Annotated in this window: 26 protein-coding genes, 1 tRNA gene, 1 other RNA gene and 1 pseudogene; 16 read left to right on the forward strand and 13 right to left on the reverse strand. The window is 64.6% G+C overall.

Annotated features, from left to right (window positions below; translation table 11 throughout):
- Nucleotides 1-588: 588 nt before the first annotated feature.
- The gene (locus tag ACYQ0L_RS04320; protein WP_459787688.1) at nt 589-1977 is read right to left on the reverse strand and encodes a glycosyl transferase family protein; all 1389 of its coding nucleotides are present in this window, start codon (nt 1975-1977) and stop codon (nt 589-591) included.
- 89 nt (nt 1978-2066) lie between these two features.
- On the opposite strand from ACYQ0L_RS04320, the gene nhaA reads away from it, so the two are divergent.
- From nhaA to ACYQ0L_RS04335, 3 genes are all read left to right on the forward strand, one after another.
- The gene (nhaA, locus tag ACYQ0L_RS04325) at nt 2067-3296 is read left to right on the forward strand and encodes a Na+/H+ antiporter NhaA (protein WP_459787689.1); all 1230 of its coding nucleotides are present in this window, start codon (nt 2067-2069) and stop codon (nt 3294-3296) included.
- A 109-nt stretch (nt 3297-3405) separates the two neighbouring features.
- On the forward strand, nt 3406-4209 hold the full coding sequence (locus tag ACYQ0L_RS04330; RefSeq protein ID WP_459787690.1) for a metallophosphoesterase family protein: 804 nt from the start codon (nt 3406-3408) through the stop codon (nt 4207-4209).
- Between the two features lie 31 nt (nt 4210-4240).
- The gene (locus ACYQ0L_RS04335) at nt 4241-5563 is read left to right on the forward strand and encodes a UDP-glucose dehydrogenase family protein (RefSeq protein WP_459787692.1); all 1323 of its coding nucleotides are present in this window, start codon (nt 4241-4243) and stop codon (nt 5561-5563) included.
- An 11-nt stretch (nt 5564-5574) separates the two neighbouring features.
- On the opposite strand, the gene rnpB is transcribed toward ACYQ0L_RS04335, so the two are convergent.
- The 4 genes from rnpB to ACYQ0L_RS04355 form a co-directional block, all read right to left on the reverse strand.
- Nucleotides 5575-5959, reverse strand: an RNA gene (gene rnpB, locus ACYQ0L_RS04340) — RNase P RNA component class A.
- Nucleotides 5960-5996: 37 nt separating this feature from the next.
- A complete protein-coding gene (locus ACYQ0L_RS04345) occupies nt 5997-6701 on the reverse strand; it encodes an N-acetylmuramoyl-L-alanine amidase (RefSeq protein ID WP_459787693.1) in 705 nt (234 codons plus the stop codon).
- A gap of 26 nt (nt 6702-6727) precedes the next feature.
- Nucleotides 6728-7375: a histidine phosphotransferase family protein gene (locus tag ACYQ0L_RS04350; protein WP_459787694.1), complete on the reverse strand. Its 648-nt coding sequence runs from the start codon at nt 7373-7375 to the stop codon at nt 6728-6730.
- A gap of 129 nt (nt 7376-7504) precedes the next feature.
- On the reverse strand, nt 7505-7912 hold the full coding sequence (locus tag ACYQ0L_RS04355) for a M67 family metallopeptidase (protein WP_459787695.1): 408 nt from the start codon (nt 7910-7912) through the stop codon (nt 7505-7507).
- Between the two features lie 74 nt (nt 7913-7986).
- On the opposite strand from ACYQ0L_RS04355, the pseudogene ACYQ0L_RS04360 reads away from it, so the two are divergent.
- The 3 genes and pseudogenes from ACYQ0L_RS04360 to rpoH all read left to right on the forward strand — a co-directional run.
- Nucleotides 7987-8130, forward strand: a pseudogene (locus ACYQ0L_RS04360) (GIY-YIG nuclease family protein); the annotation flags it as partial.
- Nucleotides 8131-8352: 222 nt separating this feature from the next.
- The gene (locus ACYQ0L_RS04365; protein ID WP_459788038.1) at nt 8353-9306 is read left to right on the forward strand and encodes an RluA family pseudouridine synthase; all 954 of its coding nucleotides are present in this window, start codon (nt 8353-8355) and stop codon (nt 9304-9306) included.
- Between the two features lie 133 nt (nt 9307-9439).
- On the forward strand, nt 9440-10345 hold the full coding sequence (gene rpoH / locus ACYQ0L_RS04370; protein WP_459787696.1) for an RNA polymerase sigma factor RpoH: 906 nt from the start codon (nt 9440-9442) through the stop codon (nt 10343-10345).
- 66 nt (nt 10346-10411) lie between these two features.
- Here the strand turns inward: rpoH and ACYQ0L_RS04375 are convergent, their stop codons facing one another.
- Nucleotides 10412-11155, reverse strand: a complete 744-nt coding sequence (locus tag ACYQ0L_RS04375; RefSeq protein ID WP_459787697.1) for an SDR family oxidoreductase — start codon at nt 11153-11155, stop codon at nt 10412-10414.
- Nucleotides 11156-11288: 133 nt separating this feature from the next.
- Entirely contained in the window at nt 11289-12032 is a 744-nt protein-coding gene (locus ACYQ0L_RS04380) for an SDR family oxidoreductase (RefSeq protein ID WP_459787698.1), read from the reverse strand.
- Nucleotides 12033-12134: 102 nt separating this feature from the next.
- On the opposite strand from ACYQ0L_RS04380, the gene ACYQ0L_RS04385 reads away from it, so the two are divergent.
- From ACYQ0L_RS04385 to ACYQ0L_RS04415, 7 genes are all read left to right on the forward strand, one after another.
- Nucleotides 12135-12524: a winged helix-turn-helix transcriptional regulator gene (locus tag ACYQ0L_RS04385; RefSeq protein WP_459787699.1), complete on the forward strand. Its 390-nt coding sequence runs from the start codon at nt 12135-12137 to the stop codon at nt 12522-12524.
- A gap of 36 nt (nt 12525-12560) precedes the next feature.
- Complete coding sequence (gene mtgA, locus ACYQ0L_RS04390) at nt 12561-13229, forward strand: monofunctional biosynthetic peptidoglycan transglycosylase (RefSeq protein ID WP_459787700.1); 669 nt, start codon at nt 12561-12563, stop codon at nt 13227-13229.
- 185 nt (nt 13230-13414) lie between these two features.
- Nucleotides 13415-14332 (forward strand): cation diffusion facilitator family transporter, encoded by a 918-nt coding sequence (locus ACYQ0L_RS04395; protein ID WP_459787701.1) that lies wholly within the window; start codon nt 13415-13417, stop codon nt 14330-14332.
- Nucleotides 14326-15063 carry a polysaccharide deacetylase family protein gene (locus ACYQ0L_RS04400; RefSeq protein WP_459787702.1) on the forward strand — a complete coding sequence of 246 codons (738 nt, stop codon included), beginning with the start codon at nt 14326-14328 and terminating at the stop codon, nt 15061-15063. Before ACYQ0L_RS04395 ends, ACYQ0L_RS04400 begins: the two co-directional genes overlap by 7 nt.
- Nucleotides 15060-15629 (forward strand): sigma-70 family RNA polymerase sigma factor, encoded by a 570-nt coding sequence (locus ACYQ0L_RS04405; protein WP_459787703.1) that lies wholly within the window; start codon nt 15060-15062, stop codon nt 15627-15629. The genes ACYQ0L_RS04400 and ACYQ0L_RS04405 overlap by 4 nt, the downstream gene beginning before the upstream one ends.
- Nucleotides 15626-16375, forward strand: a complete 750-nt coding sequence (locus tag ACYQ0L_RS04410) for an anti-sigma factor (RefSeq protein WP_459787704.1) — start codon at nt 15626-15628, stop codon at nt 16373-16375. The genes ACYQ0L_RS04405 and ACYQ0L_RS04410 overlap by 4 nt, the downstream gene beginning before the upstream one ends.
- A gap of 144 nt (nt 16376-16519) precedes the next feature.
- A complete protein-coding gene (locus tag ACYQ0L_RS04415) occupies nt 16520-17080 on the forward strand; it encodes a fasciclin domain-containing protein (protein ID WP_459787705.1) in 561 nt (186 codons plus the stop codon).
- A 103-nt stretch (nt 17081-17183) separates the two neighbouring features.
- Here ACYQ0L_RS04415 and ACYQ0L_RS04420 read toward each other — a convergent pair whose 3' ends face one another.
- From ACYQ0L_RS04420 to ACYQ0L_RS04435, 4 genes are all read right to left on the reverse strand, one after another.
- Nucleotides 17184-17345 (reverse strand): hypothetical protein, encoded by a 162-nt coding sequence (locus ACYQ0L_RS04420; RefSeq protein WP_459787706.1) that lies wholly within the window; start codon nt 17343-17345, stop codon nt 17184-17186.
- Between the two features lie 170 nt (nt 17346-17515).
- On the reverse strand, nt 17516-17854 hold the full coding sequence (locus ACYQ0L_RS04425) for a hypothetical protein (RefSeq protein WP_459787708.1): 339 nt from the start codon (nt 17852-17854) through the stop codon (nt 17516-17518).
- A 14-nt stretch (nt 17855-17868) separates the two neighbouring features.
- Nucleotides 17869-19143, reverse strand: coding sequence for an ATP-dependent Clp protease ATP-binding subunit ClpX (clpX, locus tag ACYQ0L_RS04430; protein WP_459787709.1), 1275 nt, complete (start codon nt 19141-19143; stop codon nt 17869-17871).
- A gap of 214 nt (nt 19144-19357) precedes the next feature.
- Nucleotides 19358-20032 (reverse strand): ATP-dependent Clp protease proteolytic subunit, encoded by a 675-nt coding sequence (locus ACYQ0L_RS04435; RefSeq protein ID WP_459787710.1) that lies wholly within the window; start codon nt 20030-20032, stop codon nt 19358-19360.
- Nucleotides 20033-20180: 148 nt separating this feature from the next.
- Between ACYQ0L_RS04435 and ACYQ0L_RS04440 the strand changes: the two genes are divergently transcribed.
- Nucleotides 20181-20804 carry an ATP-dependent Clp protease proteolytic subunit gene (locus ACYQ0L_RS04440; RefSeq protein WP_459787711.1) on the forward strand — a complete coding sequence of 208 codons (624 nt, stop codon included), beginning with the start codon at nt 20181-20183 and terminating at the stop codon, nt 20802-20804.
- A 76-nt stretch (nt 20805-20880) separates the two neighbouring features.
- A complete protein-coding gene (locus ACYQ0L_RS04445) occupies nt 20881-22488 on the forward strand; it encodes an amidase (RefSeq protein WP_459787712.1) in 1608 nt (535 codons plus the stop codon).
- Between the two features lie 104 nt (nt 22489-22592).
- Here the strand turns inward: ACYQ0L_RS04445 and tig are convergent, their stop codons facing one another.
- Both tig and ACYQ0L_RS04455 read right to left on the reverse strand, forming a co-directional pair.
- Nucleotides 22593-24227 (reverse strand): trigger factor, encoded by a 1635-nt coding sequence (tig, locus tag ACYQ0L_RS04450; protein WP_459787713.1) that lies wholly within the window; start codon nt 24225-24227, stop codon nt 22593-22595.
- 58 nt (nt 24228-24285) lie between these two features.
- Nucleotides 24286-24370, reverse strand: a tRNA-Leu gene (locus ACYQ0L_RS04455).
- A gap of 186 nt (nt 24371-24556) precedes the next feature.
- Between ACYQ0L_RS04455 and ACYQ0L_RS04460 the strand changes: the two genes are divergently transcribed.
- Entirely contained in the window at nt 24557-24787 is a 231-nt protein-coding gene (locus tag ACYQ0L_RS04460; protein ID WP_459787715.1) for a hypothetical protein, read from the forward strand.
- Nucleotides 24788-24816: the final 29 nt, after the last annotated feature.

Consider the following 24816-nt stretch of genomic DNA (forward strand, 5'->3'; position numbering starts at 1 on the left):
GAGCGCTCCCACCGTCTTCGCGTATGAGCAGCCACGCATCGGCCGACCAGCGGACCGGAGGCCTTGCGCGCCGCGCAGCACCGCCCGGTTGCATTGCGACAATGCCGGGGGCGGACAGCAGAGCTTGCGGTCGCTGCCAGTCGGCAGACCCGATACGCCGTGCGCGGCCGGGCGATATGGCTCCCGATCCTGTCAGAGCCCCATAGCCCGGCAAGGAGGCGAAAGCTGCGGCGTAGAGCAGCTGGTGGCTGGCCGATCGCTGCGAACGCGAAAGCTGCCCCACCACCGCGGGCCGCATGAGCACCAGGCCACCTGCAGAGATGGGGTCCAGTGCTCGGGCTGCCGGCGTGACCTCGTGAGCACGGTGGACGCGGCGATTATGCGGAACAATCCGGCGGACGGCAGCCCCCGATCCGGCGGCAGCAAAGCTAGCAGGTGGCAGCGCGTGGTTCGCGCGCCCCTCGGCAAGCAGCTCTCGCGCCGATGGCATGGGGAACGGCGGCTCCCACACACTCGCACGGATCGCGACCCACGCGGACAGGAGCGCGATCACCGCCACCAGCGGCCTGCCCGCTACCCCGCGCGCGCTCATGCTAGCTCCTGCCGGGTGATAGAGGGATGGCCGGAATGCTCGGTCTTGTCCCACGCCAGGATCGCTCCCCGAAGGCTGGCGAGATACTGCACCACGGCGCGACGCCCCGCCACGATCGCGATGATGTTGCTCAGCGGAATGCGCAGCACCGCGCGCACGCCCTCTCCCGGCCCGTATTCGCGCGCGGTAAACGCGCCGCGCCACACAGCTCGCCACACCAGGCTCGCCGCGTTGACGAACAGCAGCGCTTCGGTGAGCGGCGTAAGGACCGGCCCCCGTGCGACGTGGGCGACTGCCAGCACGCCGCTCAGCACAAGAAGCAGATAGGCGGAAAACAGCACCAGCGCAGAGAGCGGCCCGCGCCGGTCGCGCATCCGCATCCATCCGTCGACAAGGTTGCCCGTCCAGCCCAGCCGGTCCCACCCCTGCAGGGCAATCCCGCACACCCACCGGGTCTTCTGGCGCACCGCAGTGTCCAGCTTTTGCGGGAAGAACGCACGCGTCGCCACAAGATGGCCTTCCTCTCCCCGCACCCGCAGGAAGGATGTCCTCCCGCCCTGTTCGGCGACCCTGAGGCCCAGTTCGTAATCCTCGGTCAGGCTCTCCCGGTCGAAGGGGCCCTGTCCCTGCGCAACGATATCGAGCATTGCCAGCCGGGCGCGCGCGATAGCACAGCCTACGCCTGCCGAGGGGAAGCCGACGCCCAGCCAGTCCCTGACGACCATCGCCTTGGCATGCGCCTCTGCAAATTCGTCGAGATAATGGCCCGCAACCCAGCGCGACTCCGCCTGCGGCACCGGCAGGACCGGGATCTGCATGAGATCCGCTGTGGCCAGTCCTGCGTCGAACAATGGAAGTGCGGCCGGATCGACCATGTCTTCCGCATCGTGCATCAGAACCATGCGGTAAGAAACACGCTCGCGCCGCTCGTCCTCCTCTATCGCGCGATAGAGGCGGTTCATGCAGTCCGCCTTGGTGGTGGGGCCCGCCACCTCGTTGACGACGATCCGCGCCCTTCCATCACCGCGCACCGCCGAACTCGCGGCAGCGATGGTTTCCGGATCATTGGCATAGCAACCGACGTAAACCCGCAGCTGCGCCTGAGGCCAGGCACGCAGCATGTGTCGCAGCGTGGCTCCGATCACGTCGTCTTCCCGCCAGGCAGGTATGATGACCGCAACCGGGCCGCTCAGCGCCCGTCCCTCCACCTCCTCGCGCGCGATCCGCGGGGTGCGGATGCGCCCACGGATGCGGCCGAGCGCATAGAGAAAATCGATCGCCAGCTCGTCGAGCGTTCCGACAAGGAAGAAAAGGCTCGCGAAGAGCAGCAGTTCGTGATGGATAACCACCAGCCAATCGACTGGCGTGAATACCGCCGCATCCATGCCCCGTTGCCCCCCATGGCCCCTGTCGCTCAATCTATCCGAGCCAACCGGGCCTTGCAACGCGCGAAAGATTGAGAAAGAGGGAGCGCATGCTCGAACCGATCCGCCGACCCATCCGCCGCGCCATCGCTCCTGTGCGGGCGCTTTTCGTCAGCGACGCCTCTGCCGGTGTCCTCCTGATCCTGGTGGCGGCTGCCGCGCTGATCGTGGCCAATTCCCCGCTCTCGGCGGAATACGAGACGCTGTTCAACGGCTACTTGTGGCCGAAGGACACGTTCTACCTCAATACCTTGCACCTGTGGATCAACGACGGCCTGATGGTCGTGTTCTTCTTCGTCGTCGGGCTCGAGGTCAAACGCGAGGTCATCTGCGGTGAACTGTCGAATGCCGAGAAGCGACGCCTCCCCGTCATGGCCGCCATTACCGGCATGGCTGTGCCTGCCGCAATTTTCGTCACAATTGCGGGCGGCCAAGGCGATCTGACCCGCGGCTGGGCCATTCCTGCCGCGACCGACATCGCTTTTGCAATGGGCGTGCTCGGCCTGCTCGGCAGCCGGGTGCCGGCATCGCTCCGTCTGTTCCTGCTGACCGTCGCGATCGTCGACGATATCGGCGCGGTGCTGGTGATTGCGGTGTTCTACACCGCCCATCTCGACGTGATGTGGCTCGCCATCTCGTTCGTCATCTTCGGCGTCTTGGTGGGCATGAACCGCTTTGGCGTGAAGCAGTTCTGGCCCTTCGTGCTGGTCGCGGTCGCCCTGTGGTTCGCTGTGCTGTTTTCCGGCGTGCACGCGACCATTGCCGGGGTCCTCGCCGCGCTGACAATCCCCATGCGCGGCGACAGCGGGCACACCATGCTCGAACGGGCCGAACACAGTCTCGCCCCGTGGAGCGCCTATCTCGTGGTGCCGATCTTCGGCTTCGCCAATGCCGGGGTCAGCTTTGCCGACATGGGACTGAAGCAGGTGTTTGCACCGCTGCCGCTGGCGATCGCCTGCGGCCTGTTCCTCGGCAAGCAGCTCGGCATCTTCACGATCATCGCGGTCGCCTCGAAGCTGCGAATCGCACCTAAGCCGGAAAATGCGAGCTGGACGGAAATCTGGGGCGTTTCGGTGCTGACCGGGATTGGCTTCACGATGTCGCTGTTCATCAGCGAACTCGCCTTCGCCGGCCAGCGAATCTATATCGAGGAAGCCAAGATCGGCATTTTGGGCGGCTCGATCCTGTCCGCCATTCTCGGCTACGTCGTTCTGCGCCTGACCACGCGGCACCCGGAGGAGGCGCCACTGCACGAGGAAGCGCGATCGGCAACTCCCTGAGCCGCCAGCGGCTTGCGGTCGCCGCCGCTAGCCCCTATCTGGCGGCTCCCGAGCCCAGCGAGCATAGTGCCCGCGCGCCGATGGAAATCCGGACAGCCCTCCCCGCCGCATGCTCCAGCCTCTTCGCAAACTTTTCCGCAAAGCGCCCGCCGGTCCGCGGCCTTCGACCCCGCCAGGGACGCGCTATTATGCGATCGGCGACATTCATGGCTGCGATGCGCTGTTCGACGCGCTGATCGCGGCCATCGAGAACGACGACGCACAAGCTCAACCCGCCGACAGTACCGTGGTCCTGCTGGGCGATCTGGTCGACCGGGGTCCGGGCAGCGCGCAGGTGATCGCCCGCGCGCGCGAGTGGGGACAGCAGCGCAAGGTCCGCTATCTCGCGGGCAATCACGAGGAAATGTTCCTCGAAAGCTTCAGCGAGATCGGCGTCCTGCGGCATTTCCTCAAGCATGGCGGACGCGAGACCATCCTGAGCTATCCGATCAAGAAATCGGAGTACAACAAGCTCAAGCTCGACGAATTGCAGGACCGGCTGCACAGTCTGGTGCCGGCGGAAGACCGCGATTTCCTCGCGAGTTTCGAAGAGATCATCATCGCGGGCGACTATGCCTTCGTCCATGCGGGCATCGATCCCTCGCGCACGATCGACGATCAGGCGCGCAAGGACCTGTTATGGATTCGCGAGCGATTCCTCGGGCACGATGCGCCGTTCGAAAAAATCATCGTCCACGGCCACACGATCTTCGAAAACGTCGAACAGCGTCCGCACCGCATCGGTATCGATACGGGTGCGTTCCGCTATGGCCGGTTGACGGCGCTGGTGCTGGAGGGCGAGACGCGCCGCTACATCCAGGCAGTCGAAAAAGACGGCACGATCGGCATCGAGACGTGGGTCGACGCGTCTTGACGCCGTGGCAATTCTTGAAAGGTAACTGCGCATGAAAATCGCGATGGTCGGGTCGGGCTATGTCGGCCTCGTTTCCGGGGCATGCTTTGCCGATTTCGGCCACGAGGTGGTCTGCATCGACAAGGACGATTCCAAGATCGAACGGCTGCGCGACGGCATCATGCCGATTTACGAGCCGGGCCTCGCCGAACTGGTCGAGAACAACGCGCGTGCGGGCCGCCTTTCTTTCACGACCGACCTCGCGGACGGCATTGCGGGTGCCGGCGCGATCTTCATCGCGGTGGGCACGCCCAGCCGCCGGGGGGATGGCCATGCGGACCTGTCCTTCGTCCATGCCGTCGCCAAGGAGATCGGCGAATCACTGGTCAATGATGCGGTCGTCGTGACCAAGTCGACCGTGCCCGTGGGCACCGGGGACGAGGTCGAGCGCATCTTGGCCGAAAGCCCTGCCGTGAAGGAACGCGGCCTTCAGGTCACGGTCGTCTCTAACCCTGAATTTCTGCGTGAAGGCGCGGCAATCGGCGATTTCAAGCGGCCCGACCGGATCGTGATCGGGGCGGAGAACGATTTCGGGCGCGATGTGATGCGCGAAGTCTATCGCCCGCTGTTCCTCAACGAATCGCCGATCCTGTTCGTGGGCCGGCGCACCAGCGAACTGATCAAGTACGCCGCCAACGCCTTCCTCGCGACCAAGATCACCTTCATCAACGAGATCGCCGACCTGTGCGAAAAGGTCGGCGCAAACGTGCAGGACGTCGCCCGCGGGATAGGGATGGACAACCGAATCGGCTCCAAGTTCCTCCACGCCGGGCCGGGCTATGGCGGGTCGTGCTTCCCCAAGGACACGCTCGCGCTGCTCAAGACGGCGGAGGACTACGACAGCCCGACCCGGATCGTGGAGGCGGTGGTCAAGGTCAACGACAGCCGCAAGCGCGCGATGGGCCGCAAGGTCGTCGATGCGCTGGGCGGCCACGACGCGGCGCGGGGCAAGCGGGTCGCGATGCTGGGCCTGACCTTCAAGCCCAATACCGACGACATGCGCGATTCGCCCGCCATCGCGGTGGCGCAGACGCTGGCCGACGCGGGCGTCGCAATCGCCGCCTACGACCCGGAAGGCATGGAAATCGCCGCGCCGCTTATGCCCGAGGTCGAGATGAAGGACGATCCCTATGCCGCCATCGAAGGCGCAGATGCGGTCGTCATCGTGACCGAGTGGGACGTGTTCCGCGCGCTCGACCTCGACCGGGTCAAGCAGCTGGCCAAGGCACCCGTGCTGGTCGACCTGCGCAACATCTACAAGCCCGACGACATGCGCGAGGCGGGCTTCCACTACACCAGCGTGGGCCGAGAATAGCTGCAAACAGGGGTGCCAGGAGGCCTGTAAGCCGGGTTCTGTCCCTGCCCAGAAAGGCAGGGGGCAGCCATTCATCTAGACCGCCTGTTGCCAGACGGTTCCAGCAGCCAACCCGGACCTCCTCGGAACGAAGCGTTCCTGCCATTTCTGGCGCGGGATCCCTATTCGGCCTTGCTCCGGGTGGGGTTTGCCATGACGGGACCTGTTACCAGGCCCCCGGTGCGCTCTTACCGCACCCTTTCACCCGTGCCTGTGCCCTTTGACAGGCCATCGGCGGTATACTCTCTGTGGCACTTTCCCTCGGGTTGCCCCGGGCGGGCGTTACCCGCCACCCTTGCTTCGTGGAGCCCGGACTTTCCTCGGTGCATAAAGCAACGCGGCTGCCCGGCCTCCTGGCGCGGCCGATATAGCGCTCAAATCGCGAATAGATAGACTACCTCGCAAGCCCCCGGTCGCGGTCGAGCAGCAACTGGAACAGGATCGCCCGGATCTCCCCGTCGATTTCGCCATCGATCTGCTCGGGCCGCCAGCGCCGCTGGAACGCCTCGACCACCTTGTGCCCGTTGCTGACGTCGTAACCGAACCGCTCCAGCGCGAGGTAGAACGCCCCGTCATTGTCGAACGGATCGCCCAGCTCCAGCTTCGTAGGCCGCGGCAGGCACAGGCCCAGCTCCGCCAGACGGGCCCAGGGGAACAGTTCGCCCGGATCGATCTTGCGCTGCGGCGCGACGTCCGAATGGCCAACCACGTTGGCGCGCGGCACGTCGTGCCGCTGCACGATCGCGTGCAGGAGGGGCACCAGCGCGCCGATCTGCGCGTCGGAGAACTTGCGGTAGCCGTAGGCATGGCCGGGATGGTCGAGCTCGATGCCCACGCTCACGGCGTTCACGTCGGTCTCGCCGCGCCAGTAGGAAACACCCGCGTGCCACGCGCGCTTCTCCTCGGGCACCAGCCGGGTCACCTCGCCCGCCTCGCTGATCAGGTAATGCGCGGAAACCTTGGCCTCGGGGTCGGTCATCCGCTCCAGCGCTGCGGCGGCGCTTTGCATCTCGGTATAATGGATCACCACCATGGAGACGGCGGCGTTGCGCTCGTCGTAGTTGGGCGAAAGCCGCTCGTGATGGATCAGTTCGCCCATGTCCCGGGCCCCCTCGCCTGCCACACTCATTCGGTGTGCGGCAGCGTTGCGCCGAGCAGCAGCGTGCCCTGATCGGCGTGGGTCTGGATCACCCCGCCCGAACGCGCGGCGATCAGCGAGAGCAGGTGCGCAGGCGCCGTTCGCCCCGTGAGCTCGGCAGGATCGAGCTTCCCAGCCAGCGCATGCCCGATCTGCGGATCGAAACCGATCTTGGCCCCGGTCGCGCGGACCACGATCTCGGTCGCATCGTCGCGCTCCTCTGCGCCGATATCGAGCGTGCCGCCGCGCACCAGCGCGTCGAGCCCGATATGCGCGAGGTTGAGCATTACCTTGACGCCGGTCTTGGTCAGCGTCGGGGCCTCGATCTGCCAGCGCAGCGCAACGCGCTTTGCATCGGCGGCCAGGGTCTCGATCACCGCCTTGGGCTCCTCGACCGATACCTGTTCGCCGAAGCCGCCGCCCGCACCATAGGCGAGGCGGAAGAATTTCAGCTTGGCCGCGCTGGTGCGCGCACTCTGTTCCAGCAGCTCGAAGCAGCGCTGGCGCATCTGCGGGTCCTTCTCGTCCACCAGCAGTTCGAGCCCGTTGGAGAGCGCGCCCACGGGGCTGAGCATGTCGTGACACAGCCGCGAACATAGCTGGCTCGCCAGCAGAAGCGGATCGGTCTCGCTCATTCGCAGCCCTCCCGGCGCGAAGCCCTGACACACCTGACACAGTGTCCAGGGGCCAAATGTTCACCCGCGCTGAGGGCGGGCCTTCCTGCGGTGTCGGTCAAGATCGGGAAATGCAGCATCGCCGCCTGCCTAGCGCGGGTCGAGCGCGTAGGAAAGCGCCTCGAATCGTTCCGGCCCATCGCGGAAGAGGCGGACCTCCCCATTCGCGACGATCGCCCAGACTTTGCCGTCGTGCGCGGCCCGCTCGCGGTCGGTCGGCGAAGGTTCGGCGCGCCCGTTGGGGTGCGAGTGGTAGAAACCGACGATGCACGGCCCGCCCGCACGCTCCGCCTTGTATGCCGCGATCAGCGCGGCGGGATCGATCTCGAACTGGCGTTTGGGATCGGGGTGGACGTTGGGCGTGGGTTGCGCATGCGTGATCTGGCCTTGGTCGCCGAGCAGCAGCCCGCAGCATTCGCGGGGGTGAGCCTCGGCGGCGTGGGAGAGGATGGCGTTGAGCGCTCCATCGCAAATTGAACCGCTTATCGTTTGCTCCAATCCCATCCGCCTGCCCTGAGCTTGTCGAAGGGCCGCACTTCACTTAACCGCCGCCCATGCCATTCTGGGCCTACATGCTACATTGCCGCGGCGGCGCATTCTACACCGGTCAGACCGATGATCTGGAGTTTCGCATCGCGCAACACCAGGCTGGCAAGGGCGCGGCCTTCACTGCCGAACGCCTGCCCGTCGAACTGGCCTGGTCGCAGGAATTCGGAACCCGGGACGAGGCGAAGGAGGCCGAGGCTCGGATCAAGGGCTGGTCGCGAGCGAAGAAGCTCGCCCTCATCCGGGGTGATTGGAATACAAGCTCGGCGCTCTCCAAGCAGAAGGGCGGTCCTTCGACAAGCTCAGGACAGGCAGGGGAAAAACCTGTTTCAAAAACCGCTGACTCGATGCCTGTCGGACGCGGAGAGGGCACAGATCGCCAGCGGCCTTCCTTGCCCACGCCAAAGAAATCGCAGGTTCTCGAAGGCACAATCCCCACCTCCGCACGCCTCGACAAGGCGCTGGCAGACGCCACCGACCTCTCGCGAGAGCGGATCAAGGGGCTGATCGCACAGGGCGCGGTTGTGGTGGGCGGCGCTCAGGCAACCTCTCCCTCCGCCAAGGTAGAGGCTGGCACACCCTTCTCGATCGTCCTGCCCGCCCCCACCCCGCTGGAGGCCGAGGCTCAGGACATCCCGCTGACCGTGGTCTTCGAAGACGCGCACCTGATCGTCGTCGACAAGCCTGCGGGCATGGTCGTCCACCCGGCGGCGGGCAACCGCGACGGCACGCTGGTCAACGCGCTGCTGCACCACTGCCGGGGCCAGCTTTCGGGGATCAACGGGGTCGAGCGCCCCGGCATCGTCCATCGGATCGACAAGGACACCTCGGGCCTGCTGGTGGTCGCCAAGACCGATGCCGCGCACGAAGGGCTTGCCCGCCAGTTCGCCGATCATTCGATCTCGCGCCGCTACATCGCGATCTGCGCGGGCCAGCCGCGGCCTGCCAACGGGACGATCGACGCGCGGCTGGGCCGATCCGACCGGGATCGCAAGAAGATGGCTGTGCTCCCTGCCGATGCGTCGCGGGGCAAGCACGCGATCACCCATTACCGGACAATCGAATCTTGGGGGGTGGCAACCAAACTTGAATGTCGGCTCGAAACGGGCCGTACGCACCAAGTGCGCGTTCACTGTGCGTCAATAGGTCATCCGCTATTGGGGGACCCACAATATGGACGCGATCCCAAGGCCTTGCGGCCGATTCTCGAGAAACTGGGCTTCCGGCGGCAGGCGCTCCACGCCGCCAGCCTGGGCTTCATCCATCCCGCGACCGGCGAACCGCTCGATTTTCAGGCCGACCTGCCATGGGACATGACGGAACTGATCGACGAAATCGCTCGTTGAAATCGATGAACATACCTCGAAAAAATCCGGGAAGCGGCCTATAAAGCAAAGTGTGGCCTCGCCTCCCGAATGCCCAGCAGGGGTTCGGGCCCGAAGTCGGGATTGGGGCTGACACAGAAAGGTTAGGGACGAAGTGAGTAAAAGCAAGGCAGTAGCCATACCGGCCCTTGGTGGTGAGCAGAGCCTCAACCGCTATCTGGCCGAGATCAAGAAATATCCCGTGCTGACGGCTGAGCAGGAATACATGCTCGCCAAACGCTACGAAGAACATGAAGACCCGGAGGCAGCGGCACAGCTCGTGTCGAGCCACCTGCGGCTCGTGGCCAAGATCGCGATGGGCTATCGCGGCTACGGCCTGCCCGTGTCCGATCTGATTTCCGAAGGAAACGTCGGCCTGATGCAGGGCGTCAAGAAGTTCGAGCCCGATCGCGGCTTCCGCCTCGCGACCTATGCGATGTGGTGGATCAAGGCGAGCATCCAGGAATATATCCTGCGTTCGTGGAGCCTGGTGAAGATGGGGACCACTGCCGCGCAGAAGAAGCTGTTCTTCAACCTGCGCCGGATGAAGAAGCAGCTTGAAGCCTACGAGGATTCCGACCTGCATCCCGATGACGTGACCAAGATCGCCACCGATCTGGGCGTTCCGGAGCAGGAAGTTGTCAACATGAACCGCCGCATGATGATGGGCGGCGACAGTTCGCTCAACGTCTCGATGCGCGGTGAAGAGGAAAACGCCAGCCAGTGGCAGGACTGGCTGACGGACGATCGCCCGTTGCAGGACGAGACGACCGCCGACGCGCAGGAAAAGCACGTGCGCCACGAAATGCTGCTAGAAGCGATGGATGCCCTCAACGAGCGCGAACAGCACATTCTGACCGAACGCCGCCTCACCGAAGACCCGCAGACGCTCGAAGAGCTGAGCAAGGTCTACGACGTTTCGCGCGAGCGGATCCGCCAGATCGAGGTGCGCGCGTTCGAGAAGTTGCAAAAGGCGATGCAGCGCATCGCTGGCGAGAAGCTCTTGCCGGTTGCGGCGTAACGCGAAGATCGCTGCAAGATAAGGAAAAACGCCGCCCCGCCATCGTGCAGGGCGGCGTTTTTCGTTTCAGCGGTTGACGAGCATCTCCATGAACTCGCCCACCTTGCCGTTTGTCTCCGCGTTGCGGAACGGGCGGACAAACTCGACGCACACTTCCTCCGGCGTCGGCCGCTGCTGGAACAGCGTCATCACCTCTTCGATATAGTCGTCGAGTGGCATGTAGCCTTCGCGCTCAGACTGGCCCGGGGTCAGTTCGGTCTGCACGCCGGGCGGCACCAGCTCGATCACCTCGACCTGGCCTTTGAGCTGCTGGCGCAGTGACAGGGTATAGCTGTGCAGCGCGGCCTTGGTGGCGCTGTAGGTCGCCGCCCGGGGCTGCGGCACGAAACCGAGGCCGGAAGTGACGTTGACGATCACGGCGTCCGCACGCGTCTTGAGATGGTCGATCAGCGCATCGGTCAGCCGAATGGGACCGAGCAGGTTGATCATCACTTCCCCCTCCGCGTCCGAGAGATCCCGAGCGGCAGTAATATCCTCGTACTTCATGATCCCGGCATTGTTGAACAGGACGTTCAACGCGGGGAAGCGATCGGTGATTTGCTTCGCGAAACGCTCAACTTCGCCCGGCTTCGCCACGTCGAGCGTCATCGTGTGGATGTTCTCGAAGCCCTTCGCGGTCTCCTCCAGCGATTCGAGCGTGCGCCCGGCGACGATCACCGTGTTGCCAAGGTTGTGCCATCGCTGCGCCAGCTCGCGCCCGATGCCGCTGCCGCCGCCGGTCATGAGGATGGTGTTGCCGCTGGTCTTCATAATCCCGTTCTCCGCTTCAGTGTGGATGTGCGCGATTTAGGATGCCGCCCTCGGTTCGGAAGTAGGCCCCTCGCGATAACCGGCCGAACGGAGGGGCGCACCCGGCAGGATACGCACCTCCGTTCGGCGAGGCTCAGAACTGCTTGGTCATCTCCAGCGCCTTGTCGAAATGACCGTCCGCTTCCGCGTTGCGCAGAAAAAGCACGGTCTTCGTGAGGACCTCGTCCGGCACATCCTCGGTCGCGAACCCTTCCATCGTCTCTGCGATGAAGGCATCGAGCGGCATGTAGCCCTCGCGCGTCGACTGGCCCGGCGTCAGCTCGGTCTGCACTGCGGGCGGCGCGATCTCGATCACCTCGACCCGTCCTTCGAGCTTGGCGCGCAGCGAGATAGTGTAGCTGTGCAGCGCGGCCTTGGTGGCGCTGTAGGTCGCGGTGCGGGGCATCGGCACGAAGGCGAGGCCTGAGGTCACGTTGATGATCGCCGCGTTCGGCTGCGCCTTGAGATGCTCGACCAGCGCGTCGGTCAGCCGGATGGGGCCGAGCAGGTTGATCGCAACCGTGGCTTCGGCATCGGAGAGATCACTCTTCTCGCCGATCTCCTCGAACCGCATGATCCCGGCATTGTTGACCAGTACGTTGAGATGGGGGTGCTGCTCGATCACGTCGGCGGCGAACCGCGCGATGTCCTGCGCGTCGCCCACGTCGAGCGTCATGGTGTGGATATTCTCGTACCCGCTCGCCGTTTCCTCGAGCGTGGCGGGCGTGCGGCCTGCCACGATCACGGTATTGCCGCGATCGTGCCACTGCCGGGCAAGCTCGCGCCCGATCCCGCTGCCGCCGCCAGTGATGAGGATGGTGTTGCCGCTTGTCTTCATGTCGCATTCTCCACTTTTGCGTCTGGATATGCGCGATGTACGCCCCTACTCTCTTGTGGAAAGTAGGCACCTTTTGGTGCGGTACGCACCCAGGAGTGAGAATTGGCGAACGCGACGGTCACGAGCTATCATCCCGATCCGAAAGTGGACGCGCTTGTCGATGAAACCATCGGCCGCGTGGCGGACAAGTGGACATTGCTGATCATCGAAGCGCTCGAAGAAGCGGGCGCGACTCGGTTCAGCGCGCTCGGCCGGACGCTTCCCGGAATCAGCCAGAAGATGCTCACCCAGACACTGCGCCAGATGGAGCGCGAGGGGCTCGTCTTGCGCACCGCCTACCCCGAAGTTCCGCCGCGCGTCGAATATGCGCTGACCGATCTGGGCCACGAACTGGCGGAGGCCTTCTGCGGCGTATGGACGTGGGCGGAGAAGAACATCGCCAGGATCGAACAGGCCCGCGCGGATTACGACGGACGACAGCAAAACCGGTGATTGTCGGGTCGCGACCAGCCCCCTAAATACCCGGAGGTGTTTCGACTCCTCCAGATTCTTACCGCGATCGTCGCGACGTTCATCGGGCTCAGCCTGTTTCTCACCGTACTGTGGCGCTTTGTGCCGCCGCCCTTCACCGCAACCATGCTGATGGACGAGAACGGCTATACCAAGGACTGGCGAAGCCTGGACAATATCGACCGCAGCCTGGTGCGCGCGGTGATCGCGGCGGAGGACCAGAATTTCTGCACGCACGCAGGGTTCGACTATGCCGCGATCGAGGCCGCAATGCGCGAGAACATGGCGGGCAAGCGCCAGCGCGGCGGCTCCACGATCAGCCAGCAGACCGCCAAGAACGTGTTCCTGTGGCAGGGCGGCGGTTTCTTCCGAAAGGGGCTGGAGGCTTGGTTCACCGTGCTGATCGAGAACCTGTGGACCAAGCGGCGGATCATGGAGGTGTACCTAAACGTCGCGGAAACAGGGATCGGCACCTACGGCGCGCAGGCGGGATCGCTGCGCTATTTCGGTCACGGTGCCGACCGGCTGAGCAATAGCGAAGCGGCGCGCATGGCAGTCGCCCTGCCCAGCCCCAAGAAGCGCGAGGTCAAGAACCCCCAAGGCTGGCTGCGCCGCCATGGCGACCGGATCGCCCGCGCGGTCGACACGATGGCGCGCGAGGGGCTGGATGGGTGCGTCTATGAGTAGGACGGGGATAGGCGGCCAGTTTCAGCGACTTGCTCTGCCAGCGCAGCCTTTTTTATTATACAATAACGGCTGATGATATTCCATATCCAACTGTTTTCTAACGATTTTTCTTGAGAAACAGCGACAACTCCGCCTATCGAAGCGGCGTTGCACGGGGTTTTTCTGAAAGCGGGGACGGCGCAAGGATGGGTCACGATCACTCTCACGACCATTCCCACGGACATGCGGGGGGCCACAGCCATGCCCCGGCCGATTTCGGACGCGCCTTCGCGATCGGGGTCGCGCTCAATACCGTGTTCGTCGTGGTCGAGGCGACCTTCGGCTATATCTCGGGCTCGATGGCGCTGGTGGCCGATGCGGGCCACAACCTGTCCGACGTGCTCGGTCTGCTGATCGCCTGGGGCGCCAGCGCCGCGGCCAAGCGCCCGCCCTCCCCGCGTTTCACCTACGGCCTCAAAAGCTCCACCATCCTCGCCGCACTGGCCAATGCCGCGCTGCTGATGATCGCCATCGGCGCGATACTCTTCGAAACGGTCGACCGGCTGATGAACCCGGTAGAGCCCGAAGGCTGGACGATGATCTGGGTCGCCGGGATCGGCATCGTCATCAACACCGCCACCGCCCTGCTCTTCGTCAGCGGGCGCAAGGACGACCTGAACATCCGGGGCGCCTTCCTGCATATGGCGGCGGATGCGCTGGTCTCCGTCGGAGTGGTCATCGCCGGTGCGGCAATCCTGCTGACCGGCGCGGTCTGGCTCGATCCCGTGACCAGCCTCGTGATCCTCGCGGTGATCGGCTGGGGCACATGGGGCCTTGCCCGCGACAGCCTCAAGCTCGGCCTGCTGGGCGTGCCCGAGGGGGTCGATGAAGCGGCAGTACGCGCCACGCTGGAGAGCGAGCCCGGCGTCACCGAGGTCCACGACCTGCACATCTGGCCGATGTCGACCACCGAGACCGCGCTGACCGCGCACCTCGTGATGCCGGAGGGGCATCCGGGCGACGCCTTCCTTGCGGAAGTGGCGCACCGGCTTTCGCACGATCACAAGATCGGCCATGCGACCTTGCAGATAGAGCGTACGCGCGATTGCGAGGTGGGGTGCTGATAAGGCGAAGGCCGTGGGCATGGGGCGGGCTCGCGATCCTCGCTCTTGCCGCCCTGCTCTTCGGCCTCAACAGCCTCTCTAAGGCCCCGTGCTTCCAGTTCGTGGGCGATCTGACCTGCCGGATCGACACGGATCAAAATATCGTGGCGCTGACCTTCGACGATGGCCCGACGCCTCGGAGCGTCGCCGCCGTCCTGCCGATCCTCGATCGGTATGACGCGAAGGCAACCTTCTTCCTGATCGGGCATGATATGGAACGCCATCCCGAAGCCGCACAGGAGATCCTTGCCGCAGGCCACGAGCTGGGCAACCATACCTACAGCCACAAGCGCAATGTCGGTCGGCCCCGCGGCTTCTATCGTGAAGAGATCGACAGAACCGCCCGGCTGCTGCGTGCGGCCGGATCGAACAGCGACCTTTTCCGTCCCCCCTATGGTCGCAAGCTGGTGGGCCTTCCGCTGGAGCTGGAGCGCGCAGGGCTGAGGACGATCACCTGGGATGTGGAGGACCGAGCGGATCGGTTCACCGACCCTGCCGACTACGCACAGGATATTCTCGGGCGCGTTCAACCCGGTTCGATCATCCTGATCCATCCGATGTATCGCCGCAACCGCACCGCGCGCGAGGCTCTGCCCTTGATACTGGCCCGCCTGCGCGATCGCGGGTATAGGATCGTCACCGTGAGCGAACTGTTGAACCACAAGCCGTCTGCGGCCGTTCCGGCGCGATGACCCCCTCAAGCCCCGAGGCTAGTGAACGGTTGAAGGCTGCGATGGTGCGGCTGGCGAAAGGCGATCGCGAGGCGCTGGAAGAGGTCTACCGACTTACGAACGTGAAGCTTTTCGGCATTTGCCTGCGTATCTTGGGGGACAGGAAAGAAGCCGAAGACGCCTTGCAGGACGTATACCTCACCCTCTGGCGCAATGCCGCCCGCTACGACGCGAAACGTGCCAGCCCGATCGCATGGCTGGCGACCTTTGCCCGCAACCGCGCGGTCGACCGTCTACGCACCGGCAAGGTCCGGCGCGCTGCAGTGCCGGTGGCGGAAGCCGCTGTGCTTCCCGCTGGCGGCCCGTCCGCCGAGACCATGCTGATTGATGCGGAACGCAGCGCCCGGGTGCATGCCTGCCTCGAAGCGCTGGACGCGAAACAGCGCGGTTCGATCCGCGCCGCCTTTTTCGAAGGCCGCACCTATGCCCAGCTGGCCGAGGGCGAAGGCGTGCCGCTTGGCACGATGAAAAGCTGGATCCGGCGCGGGCTTGCGCGCCTCAGGCAATGCATGGAGCGCGGCGAATGACCGGGCCCGACGATACGACACCCGAACTGACCGTGGACGAGCGGCTCGCCGCCGAATACGCGATGGGTCTGCTCGAAGGCGAGGACCTGCTGGAAGCCCGCGGACGCCTCTCGTGCGAGCCGCAGCTGGCGGGGATGGTCGCGCGGTGGGAGCAGCGGCTGGCCCCGATGCTGGACGATGTCGGAGGTGCGACCCCCTCGCCCGACCTGTGGGAGCGTATCGCTGGCGAGATGGAGCAGGAGAGCGAAGCGGCCAGCCCCATAGTGCTCCTCCAGCGGCGCGTCACCTTCTGGCAGCGTATTGCGGCGGGCAGCGCAGTCGCCGCGGTCGCCGCAATCGCCCTGCTGGCGCTCGATCCCGCAACCGGCCCGTCCCCTGCGCCCGGCGTTGCTCCGGACGCTTCCGCACCGCTGGTCGCCTCGATCCCGCTTGCCGACACGGCCCTGCGTATCGGTGTCACCTTCCTGCCCGAACGGGAAGAGCTGCTGGTTGCAGCCGACGGGCTCAGCGCGGATGGGGTGCATGACCATGAGCTGTGGCTGATCCCTGCCGAGGATGGCGCAGAGCTGCAATCGCTCGGCCTGATCGCGCCGGGCGAGCAGCGGCGCGTGCCGCTCGACCCCGCACTCGCGGCGCTGATCCACGACGGGTCCCGGATGGTGCTTACGCGCGAGCCGCTGGGCGGCAAGCCGCCCGCAGAGCCCGCCGGGCCGGTCGTGGCCGAGGGCGCGTTCGACGCCATCTAGTCTCCCGCCCAGGCCCGCCGATGATGCCCGGAGGGACCTCGGCCCCAAAAAATACGCATCCGGCTGCATCCGCGCGTGCGCGGCCTTCGTAACTCCACACGCAAGCGAGGGAGGGGCTTGCGAGATACGAGGAGATACGAAGCGATGCGTAAGACCGGAAAGATCACCACCGCCCTGTTCGCCGCCGTTGCTGCTGCCGGGCTCGGCCTCACCGCCACGAGCCCTGCGCTGGCCGACCATCATATGGAAAAGAGCCAGCCCAACATCGTGCAGGCAGCGATGGGCACGGGCGTACACGACACTCTGGTCGCAGCCGTAAAGGCGGCGGGCCTGGTGGAAAAGCTCTCCGCACCCGGCCCCTTCACCGTCTTCGCGCCAACCGACGATGCCTTCGCGAAGCTGCCTGCGGGCACGGTCGAAACCCTGCTGGAGCCAGCCAACAAGGGTACGCTGACAACGATCCTGACCTATCATGTCGTGCCCGGCGCCATCGACGCGGCCACGCTGACCCAAGCGATCGGGGATGCAGGCGGTGCCTATGAATTCGATACGGTCGCGGGCGCGACGCTGACCGCAATGATCGACGGGCACGGCGCGATCGTGATCACCGACAATGCGGGCCGCGAGACCAAGGTGACGCAGGCCGACGTGAAGGTCTCCAACGGGGTCATCCACGTGACCGACGGCGTCTTCCTGCCGAACTGATCCCCTTGCGGCGCCGGTTGCATGCCACCCCGCAACCCGGCACCGGCGTCGCATCCCAGGCCCCGCTCGGCGTTCCCTCCCGCCGGGCGGGGTTTTTGCGCCGCTAGTGCGTGGGCAGCCGCTTCCACATGCGCGTCTTGAGCAGGCGGACAAGCGCTTCGTCCATGAATTCGAACTCGTCGGGTATGGCGAGCACGATCACGCGCGTGTTTTTCATCGCGGCCTTGTGCTTCTTGCGCAGCTTGTTGCGATGGGTGTTCTCCATCGCGAAGATCACATCCGTCCACTCGACCAGCTCGTCCGAGAGCAGGGTCTCCGCGTCGTTATTGGTCCCGGCAGACAGGGTGTTGATGCCCGGGCGGTCGGCGAAGACATGCTCCGCCGTCGGGCTGCGCAGCTTGTTCTGGCTGTCTACGAACAGCTAGTTGCGCTCGCTCACCCCTGCGTGCGCACCCAGCGCTCAACAAGCCAGATCAGCAGCAGCTCCAGCGCCGGACAGAACGCACCGATCGCAACGAAGGCCACCGCCGGGTTTCCGTTCGCGGGAAGGAAGGCGAGCGAGAAGCCCGTCAGGACGAGGAGCAAGACTCCCAGCCACGGCGTAAAATACAAAAACAGCCTACGCGGACCGAAATAGGTGGGCTCGCCAGCAAGCCCGAATTGCCACGGAATGCGCTCGAAGCGCGCCAGGCGTCGATCAGCCCGGCGCGCCAGAACGAAGGTTGCGGCGCAGCAGATGAGCGCGAAGACGACCGAAGCTATCAGCGCGCCCATCTAAGCCTGCAATCCTATGCCGCGTCCGACGCGGTGCGCTTGCTGCCTTCGCCGTCGAACACGCGGATCGGTTCCTTGCGGCCTTCGACCACGTCCTTGTCGATCACGACTTCGTTGCAGCCTTCGAGATCAGGCAGGTCGTACATCGTGTCGAGCAGCAGGCCCTCGACGATCGAACGCAGGCCACGTGCGCCGGTCTTGCGCTTGATCGCACGCTCGGCGATCGCACGCAGCGCTTCGTCGTTGAAGGTCAGCTCCACGCCTTCCAGCTCGAAAAGCTTGGCGTACTGCTTGACGATCGCGTTCTTCGGTTCCTGCAGGATCGTCACCAGCGCATCGACATCGAGGTCGTGCAGCGACGCGATCACCGGCAGGCGGCCGACGAATTCGGGGATCAGGCCGAACTTGAGCAGATCTTCCGGCTCGCTCTTTTCCAGCAGTTCGCCGATGCGGCGCTTGTCGGGGTCGGCGACATGCGCGCCGAAACCGATCGAGCGCTTCTGCAGGCGATCGCCGATGATCTTGTCGAGCCCGGCGAAGGCGCCGCCGCAGATGAACAGGATGTTGGTGGTGTCCACTTGCAGGAATTCCTGCTGCGGATGCTTGCGCCCGCCCTGCGGCGGCACGCTGGCAGTGGTGCCTTCCATCAGCTTGAGCAGAGCCTGCTGCACGCCTTCACCCGACACGTCGCGGGTGATGGAGGGGTTTTCCGCCTTGCGGGTGATCTTGTCGATCTCGTCGATATAGACGATCCCGTGCTGCGCCTTCTCGACATTGTAGTCCGAGGCCTGGAGCAGCTTGAGGATGATGTTCTCCACATCCTCGCCCACGTAGCCCGCTTCGGTCAGCGTGGTTGCATCGGCCATCGTGAACGGCACGTCGAAGGTGCGCGCCAGCGTCTGCGCGAGCAGCGTCTTGCCCGAGCCGGTCGGCCCGACGAGCAGGATGTTGGACTTCGCCAGTTCGACGTCGCCCTGCTTGCCCGCGTGCTTCAGACGCTTGTAGTGGTTGTGCACCGCAACCGAGAGGACGCGCTTCGCGCGCTCTTGCCCGATCACGTAATCGTTGAGCGTGGCGCAGATTTCCGACGGCGAAGGCACTTCGCCTTCCTTGCGCCCGGTCAGGCCCGCCTTGGTCTCTTCGCGAATGATGTCGTTGCACAGCTCGACACACTCATCGCAGATGAAGACGGTCGGCCCGGCGATCAGCTTGCGCACCTCGTGCTGCGACTTGCCGCAGAAGCTGCAGTACAGCGTGCTCTTGCTATCCGTTCCGCTCAATTTGCTCATATTCCGTATTCCTCGAATCCCCGCAACGGCGGAGAACCTTTCGAATGTAACTTTCGCGCGCGCCATTGCAACCAATGGCGATCATGCACGAACATGCTTGCGAAGCCCTGAAAATCGCCTCGGCAAAGCGCGCCGGGCGAAAACAACGCCCCGGTTTTCAGACACGTGTGGCAGCAAGGCAACGCACGATGCGCTGCCCGGACACGGCGAGCGATCAGTCGGGCGCGCCGCCCGATCCGCTCTCGTCATCCGACGAATCGCCCTGGGGCCGGGTTTCGAACACCTTGTCCACGATGCCGAACTTCATGGCTTCCTTGGCATCGAGGAAGGTATCCCGATCCATCGCTTCCTCGATCTCGGACAGCTCCTTGCCGGTATACTTGGCATAAAGCTCGTTCATGTTCTTGCGAATCCGCAGGATCTCGCGCGCCTGGATCTCGATGTCCGAGGCCATGCCCTGCGCCCCGCCGGAGGGCTGGTGGACCATGATGCGTGCATTGGGCAGCGCGATCCGCATGCCCGGCTCGCCCGCGGCCAGCAGGAAGCTGCCCATCGACGCCGCCTGCCCCACGCAAACCGTGGAAATGCGCGGCTGGATGTACTGCATCGTATCGTGGATCGCCATGCCGGCCGTCACCACCCCGCCGGGCGAGTTGATATACATGCTGATCGGCTTGGACGGGTTCTCGGACTCGAGGAACAGCAGCTGCGCCACCGCGAGGCTGGCCATGCCATCTTCCACCGGTCCGGTGATGAACACGATGCGCTCGCGCAAAAGGCGGCTGAAAATATCGAAGCTGCGTTCACCGCGGCTCGTCTGTTCGACCACTACGGGCACCAGGGCACCGGTGGCGGGATCGCGGAAATAGCCGGATTCGTCGAATTGCATGAAAGGTCCTTATCTCTCGTGACCGCCTATATCTGGTCTCCCCTCTTGATCATCAAGGCTTGAATGGGAAGCCCGGCCACGCCAGTTGTGCCGCAACAACATGCGCAAGGCCGAATTTTTAAAGGCGAAGCGCCGAAGGAGCCCGATTATGCCGCTGCCCAGCAACCCCCTCCCCTTCCGTGCCGACGACGAAGAGGAGAAGGACAAGGATATCTCCAACGCCGGCGCGGCGATGATGAACAAGTTCCTCGACGCGCGCACCGTGCTGATCTTCGGCGGGGTCGACCAGAAGATGGCGGAGCGCATCTCGATGCAGCTGCTCTATCTCGACCATGTCAGCAACGAACCGATCCGCGTGATCGTCAATTCCCCCGGCGGCCATGTCGAATCGGGTGACACGATCCACGACCTGATCAGCTTCATCGCTTCGCCCGTCGCCATGATCGGCACCGGCTGGGTCGCCAGCATCGCAACGCATATCTTCCTGAGCGTTCCGGCAGAGCGTCGTTTCTGCCTGCCCAACACGCGCTTCCTGATCCACCAGCCCTCCGGCGGTGCGCGCGGCCCGGCGAGCGATATTGCCATTCAGGCGCAGGAAATCGTCAAGATGCGCGAACGCATTGCGAAGAAGATCGCCGATGCGACCGGCCAGCCGCACGAGAAGGTGCTGAAGGACATCGATCGCGACTTCTGGATGAACACCAAGGAAGCCAAGGACTACGGCATCCTCGGCACGGTGATCGACAGCGCGAAGGACGTGACCTTCGGGTAATTGGGGCCTCAGGGCCGTGGCAACCCGGCCCTGAGGCGAATTGACCGCGTCGCCAATCCGACGCAGATTCGCGGCTATGCAAATCCGTACCTCGCTTGCCGCGCTCTCACTCGCCATCCTTGCCGCACAGCCCGTCTCTGCAAAGACCACCATTCCCGGCGACGACCCTCAGGCTCCTCCCAGCCGCGTAGAGGCCTTCGATGTGCCGGACGTCGAGCTTCCGCCTGGCGTCGAGCCGGCCACGTCCCTCGCGGAAGCCCACGCGCTCGGCTTTGCCTCCCGAATTGTCCATTTCGATGGCGGACCGGACGGTCTGAATGCCGTCATCGCGCTCGCCCCCGATATCACCGCACAGGTGCGCACCACGACAGGCCTGCCGCTCGGTGGACGCACCGTGCTGGTGAAGGACAATATCGAGACGCGCGAGTTGCCGACCACCGCCGGGTCGCTCGCTCTCGCAGGCAACATGACTGGTCGCGACGCGCCAATGATCGCCAACCTGCGCGCGGCAGGCGGCGTCGTGCTGGGCAAGACCAATCTTTCCGAATGGGCCAATATCCGCGATTTCAACTCGACCAGCGGGTGGAGCGCAGTGGGCGGCCTGACCCGCAATCCACACGCGATCGACCGCAACACCTGCGGATCGTCCTCGGGCAGCGCCGCGGCCGTCGCCGCAGGCTTTGCCTGGGCCGCAATCGGCACAGAAACCAATGGATCGATCACCTGCCCTGCCAGCATCAACGGCGTGGTCGGGTTCAAGCCGACCGTCGGGCTGGTCAGCCGCACGCATGTGGTGCCGATTTCGAGCACGCAGGACACTGCCGGGCCGATGGCGCGCAGCGTGGCCGACGCCGCCATGCTGCTGGGTGCTCTTGCCGGGAGCGACCCTGCCGATCCGGCCACGGCCGAGGCGGATAGCTACAAGCGCGATTTTACCGAGGGGCTGGCGGACGCCTCGCTCGACGGTGTGCGGATCGGCGTGATGCGCAACCAGATCGGCGATCGGGCTGACCTGCGCGAGGTGTTCGAAGCCGCGCTGGCGGACATGGAAGCTGCGGGCGCGGTGCTGGTCGATATCGAGTTCGAGCCCGATGACGAGATGTCGCGCGACAGCTTCCAGGTCCTGCTGTTCGAACTGCGCGAGGAGATGGGCAAATACCTCGCCTCGATTCCACCGATCGAGCGCGGCGATACTCCGCGCAGCCTCGCGGACCTCATCGCCTTCAACGAAGCCCATGCCGACGTCGAAATGCGCTGGTTCGGGCAAGGCATCTTCGAACTGGCGGAGACGACCACCGACCGCGCCGCTTACGAGGCGGCGCGCAGGAACGCGGTGCACCTTGCGGGAGAGCGCGGCATCGATATGCTGCTCGCCGAGAACGACGTCGCTTTCCTCGTCGCGCCGACGCGCGGGCCCGCTTGGATGAGCGATCTGGTCAACGGCGACAATTTCAACGGCAGCGTGGGCTTCGGCTCACCCGCCGCCATCGCGGGCTACCCTCACCTGACCGTCCCGATGGGCGGGATCGAGGACCTGCCCGTGGGCCTGTCGATCATCGGCGGCAAATGGCAGGACTGGGAGGTGCTGAAGGCGGGCGCGGCTTACGAGCGGGCGCGGACGGCAACGCTCCCCACGGTCGATTTCGAACGCTGGATGCCCGACGCGGGCGACCCGGCCGAATAGCGGGACACCTCTTCCTACGAAAAAGGGGGCCAACGAAAAAGGGCGACCGGTTCGCACAGATCGCCCTTTTCGATTGTTCATGATCGAACCGATCGCGGCCCGGATCAGTCCTTCTTGGCCGCCGGCTTCTTGGCAGGAGCCTTCTTCGCGGCGGGCTTCTTGGCCGGCGCCTTCTTCGCGGCAGGCTTCTTGTCTTCAGCCTTGTCGTCGCTCGCCGTCTTCGCGGGCGCCTTCTTGGCAGCCGGCTTCTTGGCGGGCGCCTTCTTCGCGGCAGGCTTCTCGTCTTCGGCCTTCTCGTCCGCCTTGGCGTCGTCTGCCTTCTTGGCCGGAGCCTTCTTGGCCGGAGCCTTCTTCGCAGCGGGCTTCTTGGCCGGGGCCTTCTTCGCCTTGGCGGCTTCCGCCTCGGTGCTTTCCTCCGCTTCGATAGCGGCTTCCAGTTCCTCGCGCGTCACTTCGCGCTCGGTCACTTCGGCCTTATCGAAGAGGAAGTCGACGACCTTGTCTTCATACAGCGGGGCGCGCAGCTGGGCGGCGGCCATCGGATCGTTCTGGATGAACTGCATGAACCGCTCGCGGTCTTCCGCACGGTACTGCTGGGCCGCCTGCTGCATCAGCATCGACATTTCCTGGTTGCTGATCTGGACCTTGTTGGCCTGCCCGATTTCGGACAGCAACAGGCCCAGACGCACGCGGCGCTCTGCAATCTTGCGGTAATCGTCGCGCTCGGCTTCGATTTCCTTCATCGCCGCTTCGGGATCGTCCTCGCGCGATGCTTCCTGCGAAAGCTGGTTCCAGATCTGTTCGAACTCGGCGTCGACCATGCCTTCGGGCACCGGGAAGTCGTGGCCCGCAGCCAGCGTGTCGAGCAGCTGGCGCTTCATCTGCGTGCGGGTGAGGCCGGCGGTTTCCTGCTCCAGCTGGGCCTTGACCAGCTCGCGCAATTTGTCCGCGCTCTCGAGGCCGAGGTTCTTGGCGAACTCGTCGTCCACCTTGGTTTCGGTGGGCGTCTTGACCGCCTTGACGGTGACCGCGAATTCGGCGTCCTGGCCGGCGAGGTCGGCAGCCTGGTAGTCGGCCGGGAAGGTCACCTTGACGACCTTCTCGTCGCCGGTCTTCACGCCCTTCAGCTGGTCTTCGAAGCCGGGGATGAAGGTGCCCGAGCCGATCACCAGCGGAGCGTCTTCCGCCTTGCCGCCGGCAAATTCGGTGCCGTCGATCGAGCCGACGAAATCGATGATGACCTGGTCGCCTTCGGCCGCCTTCTTGGTCTTGGCCGCGTCCTTGTAGGACTTGTTCTGCTCCGCGATGCGGCCGAGCGTTTCCTCGATCGCCGATTCGTCGACCGGAACGGTCAGCCGCTCGAGCTTGATGCCATCGACGCTCGGTGTTTCGATCTCGGGCAGGATTTCGAGGCTGACGTCGATCTCGGCGTCCTTGCCCTGTTCGTAGCCGTCACCCAGCGAAATCGCGGGCTGCATCGCCGGACGAATGTTCTTTTCCTTCATCAGCTCGTCGACCGAGGACTGAATCGTGTCATTCACAACCTGCGCGTGCATCTGTTCGCCGTGCATCTTGCGCACGAGGTTGGCGGGCACCTTGCCGGGGCGGAAGCCGGGCATGCGCACCTGCGGGGCGATACGCTTCACCTCCGCCTTGATCTTGTCGTCGATCTCGCTCGCGGGGATCGTGATCCGATAGGCGCGCTTGAGGCCCTCGTTGGTGGTCTCGTTTATCTGCATGGGTGGTCTTACGTGCTTTCCGACAAGATAGGTTGTGTCTGCCAACGCGGCGTGGATCTGGTGCGGGCGAAGGGACTCGAACCCCCACATCTTGCGATACTTGGACCTAAACCAAGCGCGTCTACCAGTTCCGCCACGCCCGCAATTCGAACGAGGTCGCGCGAACGACGGAAGCCGTCCACGACAGACCGGCGCGTCTAGAGCGTCTCACGCCAAAGGGCAAGCGTCGCGCCTTCCCCGCACCGCTACGCGGCACAAAACTTGATTGTGACGCTTTGGTTACATATATCGTGCTATATGTAATATAACTGTAAACTTTGGCGGATCGTATGATGAAGAAGCGGGCCGAAATGATTGGAAAACTGATGGCACCGCGGGTCAATCCGGCCAACGGGCGGCTGTCTTCGAAGGAACTGGAAAAGGACGGGCCGGGCGGCAACCCGCTGCTCGAACGCGGTTCGTGGACGAGCGGCATCGATCGAGAGCGGCTCGACGCTGGCCTGCGCCCTCTGCAAACGCGCCGTTTCTCGCTCTATCAGGCCGGCATGGCCCCCGACTGATCGCAACATGCGGCCCGAAGGGGCCGACA

The organism is Alteriqipengyuania triglochinis (genome assembly GCF_054655655.1).